Origin of the sequence: Micromonospora sp. NPDC051196 (genome assembly GCF_040682415.1) — a bacterium.
GTDB lineage: Bacteria > Actinomycetota > Actinomycetes > Mycobacteriales > Micromonosporaceae > Micromonospora.
On the sequence record NZ_JBFBAY010000023.1, the window covers coordinates 1 to 16,449 of the forward strand.

At 70.2% G+C, this 16,449-nt stretch carries 13 protein-coding genes; 7 read left to right on the forward strand and 6 right to left on the reverse strand.

The features are described from left to right. Positions 1 to 152 precede the first annotated feature (152 nt). On the reverse strand, positions 153 to 863 hold the full coding sequence (locus tag AB0M35_RS26955) for a TetR/AcrR family transcriptional regulator C-terminal domain-containing protein (protein WP_363748778.1): 711 nt from the start codon (positions 861 to 863) through the stop codon (positions 153 to 155). Positions 864 to 980: 117 nt separating this feature from the next. Here AB0M35_RS26955 and AB0M35_RS26960 point away from each other — a divergent pair, with 117 nt between their 5' ends. Both AB0M35_RS26960 and AB0M35_RS26965 read left to right on the forward strand, forming a co-directional pair. Further along, on the forward strand, positions 981 to 1,964 hold the full coding sequence (locus AB0M35_RS26960) for an NAD(P)-dependent alcohol dehydrogenase (protein WP_363748779.1): 984 nt from the start codon (positions 981 to 983) through the stop codon (positions 1,962 to 1,964). A 121-nt stretch (positions 1,965 to 2,085) separates the two neighbouring features. Next, a complete protein-coding gene (locus tag AB0M35_RS26965) occupies positions 2,086 to 4,347 on the forward strand; it encodes a catalase (protein ID WP_363748780.1) in 2,262 nt (753 codons plus the stop codon). Positions 4,348 to 4,475: 128 nt separating this feature from the next. Here AB0M35_RS26965 and AB0M35_RS26970 read toward each other — a convergent pair whose 3' ends face one another. The 5 genes from AB0M35_RS26970 to AB0M35_RS26990 form a co-directional block, all read right to left on the reverse strand. Next, positions 4,476 to 5,735 (reverse strand): cytochrome P450, encoded by a 1,260-nt coding sequence (locus AB0M35_RS26970; protein WP_363748782.1) that lies wholly within the window; start codon positions 5,733 to 5,735, stop codon positions 4,476 to 4,478. A 29-nt stretch (positions 5,736 to 5,764) separates the two neighbouring features. After that, positions 5,765 to 6,244, reverse strand: coding sequence for a GNAT family N-acetyltransferase (locus tag AB0M35_RS26975; protein WP_363748783.1), 480 nt, complete (start codon positions 6,242 to 6,244; stop codon positions 5,765 to 5,767). Further along, positions 6,237 to 7,688 (reverse strand): rifampin monooxygenase, encoded by a 1,452-nt coding sequence (gene rox / locus AB0M35_RS26980; RefSeq protein ID WP_363748784.1) that lies wholly within the window; start codon positions 7,686 to 7,688, stop codon positions 6,237 to 6,239. Before rox ends, AB0M35_RS26975 begins: the two co-directional genes overlap by 8 nt. Before the next feature lie 317 nt (positions 7,689 to 8,005). Next, the gene (locus AB0M35_RS26985) at positions 8,006 to 9,286 is read right to left on the reverse strand and encodes a multidrug effflux MFS transporter (protein WP_363748786.1); all 1,281 of its coding nucleotides are present in this window, start codon (positions 9,284 to 9,286) and stop codon (positions 8,006 to 8,008) included. Between the two features lie 448 nt (positions 9,287 to 9,734). Further along, entirely contained in the window at positions 9,735 to 11,330 is a 1,596-nt protein-coding gene (locus AB0M35_RS26990; protein ID WP_363748787.1) for a GMC family oxidoreductase N-terminal domain-containing protein, read from the reverse strand. 200 nt (positions 11,331 to 11,530) lie between these two features. On the opposite strand from AB0M35_RS26990, the gene AB0M35_RS26995 reads away from it, so the two are divergent. The 5 genes from AB0M35_RS26995 (at position 11,531) to AB0M35_RS27015 (ending at position 16,449) form a co-directional block, all read left to right on the forward strand. After that, on the forward strand, positions 11,531 to 12,178 hold the full coding sequence (locus AB0M35_RS26995) for a hypothetical protein (protein ID WP_363748788.1): 648 nt from the start codon (positions 11,531 to 11,533) through the stop codon (positions 12,176 to 12,178). Positions 12,179 to 12,274: 96 nt separating this feature from the next. Then, on the forward strand, positions 12,275 to 12,784 hold the full coding sequence (locus tag AB0M35_RS27000) for a sigma-70 family RNA polymerase sigma factor (RefSeq protein WP_363748789.1): 510 nt from the start codon (positions 12,275 to 12,277) through the stop codon (positions 12,782 to 12,784). Positions 12,785 to 12,833: 49 nt separating this feature from the next. Further along, positions 12,834 to 13,667: a hypothetical protein gene (locus tag AB0M35_RS27005; RefSeq protein ID WP_363748790.1), complete on the forward strand. Its 834-nt coding sequence runs from the start codon at positions 12,834 to 12,836 to the stop codon at positions 13,665 to 13,667. 511 nt (positions 13,668 to 14,178) lie between these two features. Further along, positions 14,179 to 14,832 (forward strand): M23 family metallopeptidase, encoded by a 654-nt coding sequence (locus AB0M35_RS27010; RefSeq protein WP_363748832.1) that lies wholly within the window; start codon positions 14,179 to 14,181, stop codon positions 14,830 to 14,832. An 81-nt stretch (positions 14,833 to 14,913) separates the two neighbouring features. After that, on the forward strand, positions 14,914 to 16,449 hold the full coding sequence (locus AB0M35_RS27015; RefSeq protein ID WP_363748791.1) for an ABC transporter substrate-binding protein: 1,536 nt from the start codon (positions 14,914 to 14,916) through the stop codon (positions 16,447 to 16,449).

The following is a 16,449-nucleotide window of genomic DNA, read 5'->3' on the forward strand; positions in this document are numbered from 1 at the left end:
GCCGGTGGAACTCGAAGCTGGACCTGGTCCTGGAAGTGGTCACCACCGCCGCCGGGGGGGGGGGGGCCCCCGCGGGGCCCCCCCGCCCCCCCCCCCGGCCGTTGCCGTACCCGTCGATGCCGCGCGTCCGGAAGTGCCGGCCGCCCCTCGCCTCACCGACGCGCCGAGGTCCATCCCTGCTGCTGCAACCGCTCGATGCCGTCCAGCAGCAGGTCCAGCGCGAACTCGAACTCGAACTGGTCGTCGCAACCGGATCCCACCACCGATGCGTCGTCGTGGGACGCCGCCGTGGCGATCTCCGCGAGGTGCGGGAACCGGGCGGCGACCTCCGGCGGCATGGCGACCGGCTGCTGCTCGGGGGTCGGGCCGGAACGCCCGGCGTCCCGGGCGGTGTCGAACAGTTCCTGGCTGAAGCCGAGGACCCGGCTACCCATCGCGTGCATCACGTGGTGGGCGAGGTCGGCGGAGAGTCCGCCGGATCGCAGGGTGGCGACCACCGAGTCGAGGTAGGCCAGGATCGCCGGCGTCGCCATGTTCCGGGCCTCGATCGCGAGCGCCGCCCAGGGATGGCACCGCAACGCCGCCCGCGCCGACAGGACGCGCTGCCGGACGGCCTGCTTCCAGTGCGCGTCGGGCATCGGCGGGTCGATCTCGCCGACCACCATGTCGATCATGGCGTCGAGCAACTCGTCCTTGTTGGCCACGTGCTTGTAGAGCGCCATCGGCACCACGCCCAACTCCTGGGCGAGGTTGCGCATGCTCAGCGAATCGATCCCGGCCGCGTCGGCGAGCGCGACGGCGGTGCGCAGGATCCGATCCCTGCTCAGCGGCGCCCGGCGGGACGTTGCTGCCTGCTCAGCCATCGTGATCCTCGTCTTCGGGTTGCCGATGAAACCATAACCGGCTTGACAGGTGTACGCCGTACACCTACCGTTTTCCTCATCAGGTGTACGCCGTACACCGCGATCAGGGGAGCGAAGATGAAAGCGATCGTCCAGGACCGGTACGGCCCACCGGAGACGCTGCACCTGGCCGAGGTCGACGTGCCGGTGCCCGCCGCCGACGAGGTGCTTGTGCGGGTCGAGGCCGCTGCGCTCAACGCGTACGACTGGCATGTCATGCGGGGCGATCCGCGGATGGCCCGGCTCAGCCTGGGCCGGTCGAAGCCCAGGGCGCGCATCCGTGGCCGCGACTTCGCCGGCCGGGTGACCGCCGTCGGCGCCGACGTGCGCCAGGTACGCCCCGGCGACGCCGTCTTCGGTGACCTCGGCGACGCCAACGGCGCGTTCGCCGAGTTCGTCTGCGTACCGGAGACCCTGGTTGCACCCGCGCCGGCGAACCTGACGCCGCAGCAGGCCGCCGCCCTGCCCCTGGCCGGGGTCACCGCACTCATGGGACTGTCCGACGTCGGGCGGGTCGAGCCCGGTCAGCGGGTCCTCGTCAACGGTGCCTCCGGCGGCGTCGGCACCCTGGCCGTGCAGTTGGCCAAGGCCCTCGGCGCGACCGTGACGGCGGTGTGCAGCACCCGCAACGTCGACCTGGTCCGCTCCCTCGGCGCCGACCACGTGGTCGACTACACCCGCGTCGACTTCACCCGCGACGGTCGCCGCCACGACCTGGTGTTCGACCTGGTCGGCAATCGCTCACTAGCCGCGCTGCGGCGGGCGCTGACCCCGACCGGGACGCTGGTGCTCTCCGGCGGTGGCATCTACCGCGGTGGCAGTCTCCTCGGACCGGTCTGGCTGCTCGCCCGAGGCCGACTGCTGGCACCCTTCGTCCGACAGCGCATCGCCATCCTCACCACGACACCCAGCCGCCCGCACCTCGACACCCTCCGGGCACACGCCGAGGCCGGCCGCCTCACCCCGGTCATCGACCGGACCTATCCACTGCGCGAGGTCCCCCGGGCCATCGATTACCTCGAAGGCGAACACGCGCGGGCGAAGGTGGTCATCACGGTCTGAGCACGACGTCGCCCCTTGTGGCCGGATCGCCGGACGAGTGATGTTCGACCCGTTTTGCCGCTGGTGAGCCGGGTATCGCCCTGGCATCCGCTCGTCGTGTCACATGGAGGTATCCGTAGAGATGGAATCCCGTAACCCCGCCAAGGCGGTCAAGGACGTCGTGGAGTCGGCGGCGGAGAAGGTGGCCGATGTGCTGAGCCCCGACGTGCCCGGCGTACCGGGCAGCGCTCCGCCGACGGTCGAGGAGCCGACCACCCCACGCGGTCCGCTGCCGCCGAAGCCGGAGCAGGGTTCCCCGCAGACCCGTACCCCGACCGGTGCCCGTACCGGCGCGCCGGCCACCGCCAACGGCCAGCAGGGCGCCTACCTGACCACCTCCCAAGGGGCCCGGCTGCGCGATACCGACCATTCGCTGAAGGCGGGCCCGCGTGGGCCGATCCTGCTCCAGGACCACCACCTGCGGGAAAAGATCACCCACTTCGACCATGAGCGCATCCCCGAGCGTGTCGTGCACGCCCGGGGTGCCGGCGCGCACGGAGTGTTCACCGCCTACGGCGCCGCGGAGAACGTCACCCGGGCCGCCTTCCTGCGCAAGGGCCGCGAGACCGAGGTGTTCGTCCGGTTCTCCACCGTGCTCGGCTCGCGCGGTTCGGCCGACACGGTACGCGACACCCGTGGCTTCGCCACCAAGTTCTACACCGACGAGGGCACCTTCGACCTGGTCGCCAACAACATGCCGGTCTTCTTCATCCAGGACGCCATCAAGTTCCCGGACATCATCCACGCCGCCAAGCCGCACCCGGACCGGGAGATCCCGCAGGCGCAGAGCGCCCACGACACCTTCTGGGACTTCGTCTCGCTGCACACCGAGGCGCAGCACCACACCATATGGAACATGTCCGACCGGGGCATCCCGCGCTCGTACCGGACCATGGAGGGCTTCGGCGTACACACCTTCCGCCTGGTCAACGCGGCGGGGGAGACGGCCTTGGTGAAGTTCCACTGGAAGCCGAAGCTGGGCGTGCACTCCCTGGTCTGGGAGGAGGCGCAGCTGCTGAACGGGATCGACCCGGACTTCCACCGCCGTGACCTCTACGACGCCATCGAGGCCGGCGCGTTCCCCGAGTGGGAACTCGGCATCCAGGTCTTCCCCGACACCCCGGAGGAGACGTTCGCCGGCATCGACCTGCTCGACCCGACCAAGATCGTGCCGGAGGAACTCGCGCCGGTGCAGCCCGTCGGCCGGCTGGTGCTCAACCGCACCCCGACGAACTTCTTCGCCGAGACCGAGCAGGTCGCCTTCCACGTCGGCCACCTGCCGCCGGGCATCGACGTGACGAACGATCCGCTGTTGCAGGGCCGGCTCTTCTCGTACGTCGACACCCAGCTGACCCGTCTCGCCGGGCCGAACTTCTCCCAGATCCCGATCAACCGGCCGCACGCCGCAGTCAACGACATGCTGCGCGACGGCTTCCACCAGCACGCCGTGCACGCCGGGGTGGCGCCGTACCGGCCGAACTCCCTCGACGGCGGCAACCCGTTCCCGGCCGGCGACGACGACCACCCGTTCGTCGACGTACCGGTCCAGGTGGCCCAGGCACCCAAGGTACGGCAGAGCCCGGCGTCTTTCGACGATCACTTCAGTCAGGCCCGACTCTTCTGGTTGAGCATGTCCCCGGTCGAGCAGGAGCACATCATCCGGGCCTACACCTTCGAGCTGGGCAAGTGCTACCACCAGGCGATCAAGGAACGTCAGCTGCAATGCCTGGCCAACATCGACCCGGTGCTCTGCGCCCAGGTCGCCACCGGCCTGGGGTTGCCCGCGCCGGAGCCGACCGTACCGTTGGCCGACGTCACGCCCAGCCCGGCGTTGTCGCAGGTGGGCCGGCAGTGGCCGGTCGACGGTCGGGTGGTCGGCGTCGTAGTTGCCGACGACAGTGACCTCGACACCGTCCACCAGGTGCGTCGGGCCGTCTTCGCCGCGGACATGGTGCCGCTGCTGATCGCCGGGCACGGTGGCATGGTCGGCGACCTGCCGGTGCAGCGCACCTTCGCCACCGGCCGCTCGGTCGAGTTCGACGCGCTCCTGCTCGCTGCGGCGCCGCCACCGGCACCCGACGCGCTGGCCGCCCGCGACGCGAAGGCCGGTGCGGCGAACTCCGCCACCGTCGACCCCCGGGTGTTGCTGCTGGTCGAGGAGGTCTGGCGGCACGCCAAGCCGATCGGCGCCTGGGGCACCGGCGTCACCGTCCTGGAACAGGCCGGTGTGACCGGTAGCCCGGGTGTGCTCACCGGCGACTCCGGCGGCGACGTCTTCGGCAGTGTCCAGCAACTGATGACCAACCACCGGGTTTGGGAGAGGTTCCCCGCCTCGGTGTCCTGACCCTGCCGCAGTCACACCGTTGAGGCCGCCCCGCTGTCCCCGTCAGCGAGGCGGCCTCAAGCGCCGTATCGCCGAAACGGCGGGGTACGCAGCGGCGCGAGACCGCCGTTTCGGCAGAACGGAGTCGATCAGTGGGTGCTCAGCGGCGCGGCGCTGCGGCTGGGTACGGCCATCACGAGGCCGCTGACGGGTCGGGTCGGGATCCGGTGCAGCGGGATGTCCAGGTCCTGGGCGGGCACCCGGTGGTCGAGGCGGGCCAGTCGTACGGCCAGGGCCTTCAGCAGGGCGACGGTGATCTGCTCACCGGGGCAGCGGTGGCCGGTACGTGGATCACCACCGCCCTGCGGTACGAGGTCGAAGGCGCCGATGTCCCGACCGACGAACCGGTCCGGGTCGAACCGGTACGGGTCCGGCCAGAGTCGCGCGTCGTGGTTCTGGCCGTACAGGTCGAGCAGGACGATCGCGCCGGCCGGAATGTCGGTGCCCTGCCAGGTCAGGTCGGTCCTGGCCCGACCGCCGATGAAGGGTGCGAACGGGTAGAAGCGGCGCACCTCGTGGGCGAACGCCTCGGCGAAGACGGCATCGCCCTGTCGGAGCCGATCCCGCTGCTCGGGCCAGCGGTGCAGGGCGTGCCCGGCGAAGGTCACGAACCAGGTCACCGCGACCGTCGGCCGAATGATGTTGAGCAGTTCCACCGCGGCGATCCGCGGGTCGAGCAGTTCACCGTCGCTGTCCCGATGCTCGGCCACCGCCGCCAGCGCCGAGCCCGGCGGCACGGCCAACTCACCCCGCCGGAGCTGGGTGACGATCCCGGCGAGCCAGCGCTCCCGGCGCCCTCTCGCCCGGCGGGCCCGCCAGTGCCGTGGCCCGGCCGTGGCGAAGCCGTCGACCATAGCGACCAGGTCGGCCGCGAGTGCCGGGAGGTCCTGCGGCTGCACGGGGATACCGGTCCACTCGCAGACGGCGCGGGTCAACACCGGGGCCGTCTCGTCGAACAACACCACCTGCCGCCCCGCCCAGGATCGCGTGGCCGCGTCCCACGCCGTTTCGGCCCGCTCCACCAGGCCGTCGTAGCCGCCGTTCATCAGCAGTGCGGTGAACATCGCCTTGCGTACCCGGTGCGGCTCGCCGTCGAGGGTGTGTACGGCGCCCTTGCCGAACAGCGTCCCGCGCAGCGGCTCGGGGACGGCACCCTGGCGCCGGATGTGGTTCTCGTCGTAGAAGAAACGTGCGGCGTCGGGCCCGCGCAGCGCCACCGCGGTCTGACCGAGCAGGCGGGTACGCACCACGTCGTGCGGGCTGTGGCGCAGGCGGTTGGGCAACCATCCGTAGCCCTGGATCGCGAGCGTCAGCGTGTCGTCCATACGTCCTACCAGGTCAACCAGCATGAGGCTGCTCCTGCCCACTGCGGCCGTGGTCAAACCAGGGTCTTACGCATCTGCTGCGTGATCACCCGGTATCCCGAACTGCCGTACAGCCCGACGGCGCGGGCGTTGTCACCGAACACGTTGAGTTCGATGGCCGCGACCCCGTGTCGGCGGACGGCGTCCTCGCCGGCGGCCAGCAGGGCCCGTCCGTATCCCGCCCCACGATGGTCCGCGCCGATCTCGATGTCGTAGAGGAACGCGCAGTCCGCGGCGCCACGCGGATGGGTGAGCCCGATCCACAACACCCCGATCGACGTCCCGTCCCCGAGTTCACCGGCGAGAAACAGCATCCCTGGCGTGCCGAAACCGTCCGGCAACAGGGCGTCGTTGCCCTGCCGGGCCAGTTCCTGGGCTTCGTCGGCGGGCCAGTTGCCGGCCGCCACCTGTGCGTCCGCGAAGGCCCGCACAGAATCGGCCCGCCACTGATCGAACTCGGCCTCGGTCATCGATCGCACGGTCAGCTCAGCCATGCGCGCGATGCTGACACATCACGTCAGCGTTCGGGGTGCCGAACCAGCGCGGTAGCTGGCCGAGCAACTCCTGCTGTTCGGCGCCGGCCCAGGCGACGTGACCGTCGGGTCGCAGCAGGACGGCGGGTACGTCCAGTGCGCCGCTGGTGTCGACGACGTGGTCGATCCGGTCGGCCCAACCGGCGATAGAGAGCCGGCCGGTCTGGTCGAGCAGCAGGCCACGGCCGGTCCGGGTCAGCTCGTAGAGGCGCCCCCGCTCCAGCGGAACGTCGCGCATCCGTCGGCCCAGCAGGTCGTGCCCCGCGCCGAAGTCGTACCGGACGCCGATCGCGGTGATCTTCTCGGTCAGGTGCCGGTTGACCTCCTCGAAGTCCATCAGCTCCGACAGCAGCCGGCGCAGCGACTGCGGGCCCGGCTCGGTGGAGAGCAACTCCATCTGCGCGCGGGTGTTGTCCAGCACGTCGGCAGCGACCGGGTGCCGTTCGGTGTGGTAGCTGTCCAGCAGCCCGTCCGGCGCCCACCCGTTGACCTCGGCGGCGAGTTTCCAGCCGAGGTTGAACGCGTCCTGGAGGCCGAGGTTGAGGCCCTGCCCGCCGGTCGGCGGGTGGATGTGCGCGGCGTCGCCGGCCAGCAGCACCCGGCCCACCCGGTAACGCTCGGCCAGCCGGGTGGCGTCGCCGAAGCGAGACAGCCAGCGCGGTGAGTGCACACCGAAGTCCGTGCCGGCGTACGCCCGCAGTTGCTGTTTGAACTCGTCAAGCGTCGGCGCGACGGTCCGGTCGACGGCCACTTTCTCGGCGGGCACGATGACCCGGTAGACCCCGTTCCCGATGGGCCCGAGACCGAACCGCTTCTGGGTCTTGCGGATCTCGGCGACCATGGCGACGATCGTGTCCAGCGGGTCATCTGCCTCCATCTCACCGAGCAGCGTGTCGACCCGGCTCGGCTCGCCGGGGAAACCGACACCGAGCAGTCTGCGTACGGTGCTGCGGCCGCCGTCGCAACCGGCCAGGTAGCGGGACCGCAACTGCGTGCCGTCGGCCAGTTCGGCGGTGACGCCGTGCTCGTCCTGGCTCAGCCCGACCAGTTCGCAGCCCCGCCGCAGTTCCGCGCCGACCATGACCGCATGTTCGGCCAGCAGCCGGTCGGTGGTGGTCTGCGGAATGCCCAGCACGTACGCGTGCGCGCTGTCCAGTTCGGGTGCCGGCTTGTCGATGGCGGCGAAACCGCCGACCGGGTACCGCTGGCCGTTGGCGAGGAAGATGTCCAGCAGTCCGCGCTGGTCCAGCACCTCGATGCTGCGTACGTGCAGGCCGAGCGCGCGGACATGGTTGGTCGGCTCCGCCTCCTTCTCTATTACGACGACCCGTAGCCTGTGCAGCCGCAATTCTGCGGCCAGCATCAGGCCGGTCGGTCCGCCGCCTACAACGATCACGTCAAACATGCGCCGCCCGATCACATGGAGTGGATGAGTCGGCCATCGCGCGCTGCCGCATCACGGAAAGATCTCCCGTTTCCGCAGCTCGTGGCCTCGGTCGCAGATTCTGCGGCATCACCCGGGTCTTGCCGCAAGCCCCCATGTGCGCTATACGTTAGGAGTGGCAGGAAGCGACCGCTTCCTGCTTTTTGCATTTCCCTGCCGTGCGGATCGTCTTTTCCGGGTGCGCACCCTGTCGAGCTTCGGGCGCGCACCCTGTCGAGCTGAGAGCGTGCACGGATCGCGGTGACCGGCTGTCGATGGCACCGGCGTCAGCACCGGGATCAGTGCAGTGCGACGGCCACCGGTTCCGAGTCCACCGCCGCGAGCTGGTCGGGGCGGGCCACGACGAGCAGGGCGAGCAGCGCTGAGGCCAGGCCGCCGGCGATCACCGCGGCCATCGCCACCGCGCCGTTGCCGAGCATGCCGACCAGCGGCGCGGCCAGCGCACCGACGCCGAACTGCACCGCGCCGAGCAGGGCGGAGGCGGTACCGGCCGCCTCGCCGTGCCGGGTGAGCGCCAAAGCCGGCGCGTTGGGCAGCGCGAGACCCGTCGCGGCCAGTACCAACCACAGCGCGGCCAGCAGCGCCGGCAGCCCGCCGAAGCCGGTCACGGCGAGCGCGACGAGCACCAGAGCGGCGCCGGTGCCCGCCAGCAGGGCGAACAACAGGATTCTTTGGGGGGTGTAGCGGCGCAGTAGTCGGACGTTGCCCTGGGTCGCGGCGATCAGACCGATCGCGCCGGCACCGAAGGCGATCCCGAACTGCTGCTCGTCCAGCCCGTACTGCTCCTGCATGACGAACGATGACCCGGCGACGTAGGCGAACAGGGCCGCCATGGCCAGGCCGGCGACCATGACCAACCCGACGAAGGCGCGGTCGCGCAGCAGAGAGCCGTAGAGCCGCACGATGTGCAACGGCCCGCCGCGTTGGCGCCGCGCGGGCGGCAGCGTCTCCGGCAGGCCCAGCAGGGCGACAAGCATCAGCAGTACGCCGAAGACGGCCAACGCCACGAACACGCCACGCCACTGCGTCCAGCGCAGCAGTTCGCTGCCGAGTGTGGGGGCGAGCACCGGCGCGGCACCCATCACCAGCAGCAGCCGGGAGAGCATCCGGGCGAAGGCCGTGCCGGTGAACAGGTCGCGGACCACGGCAGTGGCGATCACGGCGGCTGCCGCCGCGCCGAGGCCCTGCACGACCCGCAGCGCCCCCAGCACGGTGATGTTCGGGGCGAGTGCGCAGCACACCGAGGCGACGATGTGTAGCGCGGTGCCGGCGATCAGCGGTGCGCGGCGGCCGACGGCGTCGGAGAGGGGACCGATCAGCAGTTGGCCCAACGCGAGACCGATAAGCGTGCCGGTGAGGGTCAACTGCACCGCCGCCGAACTGGTCGCGAAGTCGTCGACGATCGCGGGCAGCGCCGGCAGGTACATGTCGATGGTCAGCGGGCCCACCGCGATCAGTGAGCCGAGCACGAGGATCAGCCGCAGGCGCTGCCGAGGGCTCATCAGGTCGCCGGGCATCACCGGCTGCGCCGGTGCCGCGGCCGTGTCGACTGAGGTCATCGGGTCGTCTCCACGAAACTGGCGGTCAGGGCAGTCAGCGGCGTGATCGTCACAACTGGCTGCAACCCGTGACCGGCGAGCTGATTCCCGCTGCGGACGTTGGTAACGCAGGTCACAGCCCTGCCTGGCCAGCCGCCCGAGCGGCCGGGCCGGCAGCACGAGCCACCGCCTGGTAACTCTCCGGCACCGACCCTTGCCAAGGGCATTCAGGCGCGCCGAACCGGCGGTTTCTCTTCAACCTATCTGCCTAGGACACTCTACGGGTGGTGTCACGGTCAACGCCGGTGACAGCCACGCCAGCAGGATCAGATGATCGGCCCTGCGCCGCTAGCCGGCGTCCGTGACGGGCACGCCGATCGCCGAGGTGCGGCTGCCGGTTGCTGGGGGATGCGGATGCTGGTCGGGGGAGGGGCGGATGCTGGTCGCGGAGAGGTGGGTGTGGCGGCGGTCAGCGGTCGGCGCGGATGAGGTCGGCGGCGCGCCAGGCCAGCGCCATCACCGGGGCGTTGAGGTAACCCGAGACGAGGATCGGCAGCACCGAGGCGTCCACGACGCGCAGGCCGGTCACGCCGCGTACCCGCAACTGCGGATCCACCACGAAGTCGTCGCCCGGTCCCATCGCGCAGGTGCCCACCGCGTGGTAGCCGCAGTAGCCCAGCGCCAGCCCCGCCTCGATGATCTCCTCGTCGTCCTGCACGGCCGGGCCGGGCAGCGTCTCAACGGAGATCCGCTTGGCGATCGGTCCGGTGCCGAACAGCTCTCGGGCTCGCCGGAAGGCGCCGACGGCGACCCGACGATCATGGTCGGTGGTGAAGTAGTTCGCCACGATCCGGGGTGCGGTGCCGGGGTCCGCCGAGGTGATGGCCAGGCTGCCTTCGCTCTCCGGCCGGGTCACGGTGATCTGGGCCATCAGCCCCGACTCGGATTCCAGCTCGATCGCCCGCCCGGGACGTCGAGGCGCCGCCGAGAACGGCGCGAGGAGCAACTGCGCGTCGGGATGCCCGACGTCCGGCGCGGAGCGGAAGTACGCCCCGACGTCGTACACCGGCAGGGCGAGCAATCCCCGCCGGGTGGTCAGGTAGCGCAGCATCTCCCGGGCCTGTCCGAGCGGCCCGCTCAGGCGGGCGTTGTAGCCGGCCCTGCCGACCAGCCGGAACTGCATGGGCGTGGTGCGGTGCTCGCGCATGCCGGCGCCGACGCGCGGCCGGTCCAGTAGCACCGGGACACCGGCCTGGCGCAGGGTGTCGGCCGGCCCGATGCCGGAGACCTGCAACAACTGCGGGGTGGCGATCGCCCCGGCGGCGAGGATCACCTCGGCGGCGGCCCGGTGGTCGACGGTCTGACCGTCCCGTCGGGCGCGTACGCCGACGGCGCGTCCGTTGTCGACCAGGACACGCACCACGACGGTGTCGACCAGGACGGTGAGGTTGGGGCGGTTGCGGACCGGGTGCAGGAAGGCGTCGGCGGCGTTGCTGCGGCGACCGTCGCGGATGGTCGCCATCAGGTAGCCGATGCGCTCGTCGTCGGTGGCGTTGAGGTCGTCCACCCGCTGCCAGCCCAGTTCCACCCCGGCAGCGATGGCGTTCTCGCTGATCTCGTCGGTGCCGGTGGCGGTGGACAGGCGCAGCGGTCCACCGGCGCCGCGCACCTCGGAGGGGCCGAGCGGATTGTCCTCCAGGCGCTTGAAGATCGGCAGCATGGTGTCCCAACCCCAGCCGGGGTTGCCGAGACGTTCCAGCTCGTCGTAGTCGAGCCGGTCGCCGCGGCCGTACACCATGCCGTTTATCGAGCTGGACCCGCCGACCAGCTGGCCGCGCTGCCAGACCTCCTGCTGGCCCGCTCGGACCTGCGCCGGGTAGTGCCAGGCGGTGCGTCGGTCGTCCATCAGTCGGCTGAAACCCTTGGGAATGCGGACCCAGGGGCTGCGGTCCCAGCCGCCGGCCTCGATGAGCAGGACCCGGGTGCCCGGGTCGGCGGTCAGCCGGTTGGCCAGCACGCAACCGGCCGATCCCGCACCGACCACGATGTAGTCGAACTCCGCCATGTTGGCCCCCCCGGTCGGCTGGCGTGCCGCACACACCGTATTGCCCTGATCACTGATGGGGAAGGGTGCGCTGCGCCGGAGAAATCCGGCAGACGGGTGAAACCCGCCGCCCATCTCATGCGTCATCAGGCTGAATCGACCGAGGACCGGCCGCCGGTGGGGCTGCTGGCCGCAGTGGTCGGGACAACCGGGAGGCAACTGTGGTGCTGGGTAGGTGGCTCGCTGGCGCGAGTCTGGTGGCGCTGACCGGCGTCGCCGCGACGGTTTACGGTGTGGCCTCGGCGTCCGAAGACGCGGCGGCGCCCCCAGCGACGGCGGTGGAGGTGGCGGCGGTGGAGGTGGCGGCGCAACCGCCGGCCGCCGCGAAACCGAAACCGAAGCCGACCGCGAGCACCGATCCGGTGCTCTCCGGCAAGCGTCGGATCACGATCGTACGGGTGGGTGCGTTCGAGTCGGGCCTGTCACTGCTCGACGGTGGCCGGCTGGCCGAGGTGGACGACGACCGGGGCCGACAGGTGTTCGTGCCGACTCCACTCGGCGCGGGAGAGTTTCTGATCAAGGCGTACTACGGTGGCGGTACCGGCAAGGCGATCTGCTGGCAGGCGCACAACCCGCAGAACACCCAGCCGCTGTACGTCCGGGGGGCCACCTGCCGGGCGAACGACCCGGCGCAGCGGTTCACCATCGCTCCCGCCGAGGCCGGCGGTCCCCGCGAGTACGTGATCAGCAACCGGTGGGCGTACCTGCGTGACTCCGCGCGCTCCGGGCTGATCCTGGAAGAGTTGGGCGACGCCGCGCCGTTCAGCAGTTTCCGGTTCAACGACACCGGACCGGCCCCGCGCAAGTGACACCTTCGGCGACCCGGCCGCTCACCTCGGGCCGGGTCGCCGCCGGTGTGATCGGGCCGTTGTCGAATTCGACCAGGTCGGGGGAGACTTTGACCGATGCGTGACGCTGCGGAGTTCGACGCCTTCTACTCCGCGTCCGTGCAACGGGTGCTGGGACAGTTGTACGCGATGATCGGCAACCGGGCCGAGGCCGAGGACGCGGTGGCTGAGGCGTACGCCCGGGCCTGGGACCGCTGGGCCTCGGTGCGTGAGTGCGACAGCCCGGAGGCGTGGGTACGCCGGGTGGCCTACCGGGTGGCGGTCAGCGCGTGGCGTAAGACCGTCAACCGGCTGCGCGCCCACCGCCGGGACGCCACCGGGCAGCCGGTCGAGGCCACCTCGGTCGATCACGTCGCGGTGGTGACCGCGTTGCGGCGCATCCCCACCGAGCAGCGCCGGGTGGTGGTGCTGCACCATCTGGTCGGGCTCAGCGTGAGCGAGATCGCGACGGAGGTCGGCAGCAACGAGAACACCGTCAAGACGCGGCTGGCCCGGGGCCGTCGGGCGCTGGCCGCCCACCTGACCGAACACAGCAGTTCCAGCATGGACGGAGGGCGTAGCACGTGAGCTTCGACAGTCAGCTCGACGGCGCCCTGCGGGCACGGAGGGCACAGCCGTGAGCGCTGACAACCAGCTTGACGACGCACTGCGGGCGCTGGCGCGCCACGGCGGGCAGAGCAGCCTGATCCCGGTCGCCACGGACATCCGGCGACGCGGCGAACGCCGACGCCGACGCCGCCGGGCGGCCTCGGTCGCGCTTGCCGCCACCGCCGTCGTCGCGCTCGGCGCGGGTGTCGCACTGGCCCGCCTCGACGGGTCCGCGCCGCAGATCCCCATCGGCCCGGCCGGCCCGACGCCCGACCCGCCCATCGTCACCGGACCATCCGTAGCGCCCACCGCCGAACCCTCGGTTCCGTCTGTTCCGCCGACCTCGCCCACCGCTTCGTCGACCTCGCCAACGAGGTCGCCCGACGCGTCCACCAGTTCGCCTGCCGTGCCTCCGAGCAGCAGCGATCGTCTGCTGTCCGGCAAACGTCAGGTCGCCATCGTGCGGACCGGGGCGTTCGAGTCGGCGCTGTCGCTGCTCGACGACGGCCGGCTGGCCGAGGTCGACGGCGACGAGGGTCGACGGCTGTTCGTGTTCACGCCGCAGGGCCCCGGCACGTACCAGATCCGTACCGCCGAGCCCGGCACCGACCTGACCGACACCTGCTGGGAAGTCCGCTCAGCGGGCAGCCAGCCACTGCGGGTGGAGGGCGTCCCCTGCGACCAGGACGAACCACGCCAACGCTTCTCCGTCACTCGTGACGACGGGTCGACATACCTGATCAGCAGCAACTCCGCCTACCTCCAGAACTCCCCGACCCGGGGCCTGATCCTCGAAGAGGCCGGCGACGCCCCGGTAACCACCCGCTTCCGCCTGGTCGACAACGGCCCCGCCCCCAACTAACGCCCACCCCCTCCCACCCCACCCCACCCCACCCGCCCCGCCCCGCCCACTCGCTGCGTCGATCATGGAGTTTTGGTCGCCGAAATACGGCTTAGCACCCTACTTGTCCCGACGAAAACTCCATGATCGACGGGGAGAGGGCGCGGGAGTGTGGGGCGGGGCCAGCGGGTTTCGCCTGATGGTGGTGTCAGTCGCAGTCCAGCCGCCACTGACAGTCACTTGGTCGTTGCACGGCAGCAGGGGCTTTCTGCGGTGTGTCGAGCGAAGATCGTGCTCGATCCCAGATCTAGTGGTATCCGGTTGTCAGAGTTACCACTCGATCTCGGATCGAGCACGATCTTGGCGTGCGGAAAGCCGACAGCGGCACCGGCTCGCAGTCTCATCGGACCGGCAGCCTAGATCCGTTCTCGCTCTCAGCTCGACAGGGCCGCACACCACATGGCTCGGCGACCACCGTCGGAGCCGTTCTCGCCCGCCTCACCGCCGCAGCAGTGCGTTGTCGACGTCTGAGATGCTTCGGGGCGTGACGACCGGCCACCCCCGATCACACCGGCGCAGCCGCAGGCGCCCGCTGCGGCTGCTGCTGGTTGTCGGCCTGGTGGGCGTGCTCGCCGCTGTCGCCTACGTCGTGGTGCCGCAGCTGTTGCCGCCAGGGCCGCGACCGTTGTTCCAGATGCCGGTGGGCTGCGGGGAGACCTGGCAGTTGGGCACCTATCCCGGTCACGGCGACAACGACGTGGACTTCTTCCCCCTCAAGGGTGACCCGTGGGGGCAGCCGGTGCTCGCCTCGTACGAGGGCACGGTCACCGTGGCGGGCATCAACGGGTCGCTCGGTGGTCGTACGCCGGAGAACCCGGACGGTCCCCGGGGTCGGGGCGGCGGCTACTGGGTGAAGATCGACCACGGCGGCCGGTGGGAGACCCAGTATCTGCACCTGCTCGAACCGCCGATGGTGCAGGTCGGTCAGCGGGTCACCCAGGGTCAGCAGATCGGGCGGATCGGCAGCACCGGTAACTCCGGGGCCCCGCATCTGCACTACGAGCAGCGGCAGGGCTGGCAGAAGGTGGAGACCTGGTTCGACGGTCAACCGTCCGGCATCACCCACGACGATGCCGAGTACACCGTGCACCTGACCAGCAACAACTGCGCCGCTGCCGGTAATTGACGCCGGTCGTGCCCTGCCGGGTGACCGGTTTGCGGCTAGCGTGGGGTCAAGCAGTGGCCGCAGGATGCCTGGGGGAGGACCATGTCCAGCACCAGATTCGGGTTGGCCGGCGCGACGCTCGCCCTGCTGCTCACCGTGTCGGTGGGCTGTAGCGCGGGGGAGGGCGTCGATGTCGACGGCGGGAACGGAACCGCCGCAGGCGGTGTCCTCAATGCCGCCATCGGTGGGGAACCCGACCAGCTCGACCCGCACAAGACCTCGGCCTACTACAGCTTCCAGGTGCTGGAGAACGTCTTCGACACTCTTGTCGAGCCGGACGCGAACCTTGCGATGCAGCCGTCGCTGGCCACCGAGTGGACCACCAGCGACGACCAGCTGACCTGGACGTTCACCCTCCGCGAGGGGGTCAAGTTCTCCGACGGTACGCCGTTGACCGCCGACGATGTCGTCTACTCGTACAACCGGATCATCGACGAGAAGCTGAACACGGCGTACAAGTTCGGCACGGTCAAGTCGGTGGCCGCGTCGAACCCGACCACCGTGGTCATCACCCTGAACGCACCCACCCCGAACCTGCTGGCCAACCTCGGCGGCTTCAAGGGCGTGGCGATCGTGCAGAAGGCCAACGTGGAATCGGAGGAGATCATCACCAAGCCGATCGGCAGCGGACCTTTCGCGCTCAGTGGCTACACCTCCGGCGACAACATCCAGTTGGTCCGCAACGACAACTACTGGGGTGAGCGGCCCAAGCTCGACGGGGTGCGGTTCACCTTCGTCAGTGACCCCACGGTGGCGTTGCAGAACCTGCGCGGCAACGAGGTGCAGTGGACCGACAACCTGCCGCCTCAGCAGGTGCCCGCGCTGCTCGACGGCGACGAGCCGACCGTCCAGTCGGTGCCGTCGACGGACTACTGGTATCTGGCCCTCAACCAGGGGCGTAAGCCGTACGACGACGTCAACGTGCGGCGGGCGATCGCGTTCGCGCTGGACCGCGAGGCGATCACCAAGGCCGCCAAGTTCGGGCTGGCCACGGTCAACCAGACCGCCATCCCGCAGAACAGCGCCTTCCACTACGAGTACGCCCCGTACTCGCATGATGTGAACCAGGCTCGGCAACTGCTCGACCAGGCCGGGGTCAGCGACCTGACCATGGACCTGATGGTGACCAGCGAGTACCCGGAGACGGTCACCGCAGCGCAGGTCATCGCGTCGCAGCTCGCCGGCATCGGCGTCAACGTCAAGATCCGTACGCTGGACTTCGCGCAGTGGCTCGACGAGCAGGGCAACGGCAACTTCGACTCGTTCATGCTCGGCTGGCTGGGCAACATCGACCCGGACGAGTTCTACTACGCCCAGCACCACAGCGGCGGCACGTTCAACTTCCACAAGTACAACAACCCCGCCGTCGACCAACTGCTCGACCGGGCCCGCACCGAGACCGACCAGGGCGCCCGCAAGCAGCAGTACGAGCAGGTGGCCAAGCAGATCGTCGACGACGCCAGCTACATCTACCTCTACAACCCGGATGTGGCGCAGGGCTGGTCGAAACAGGTCAGCGGTTATCAGGTACGCACCGACCGGGCGATCCGGTTCCGCGACGTGGCCCTGACCCGGTGA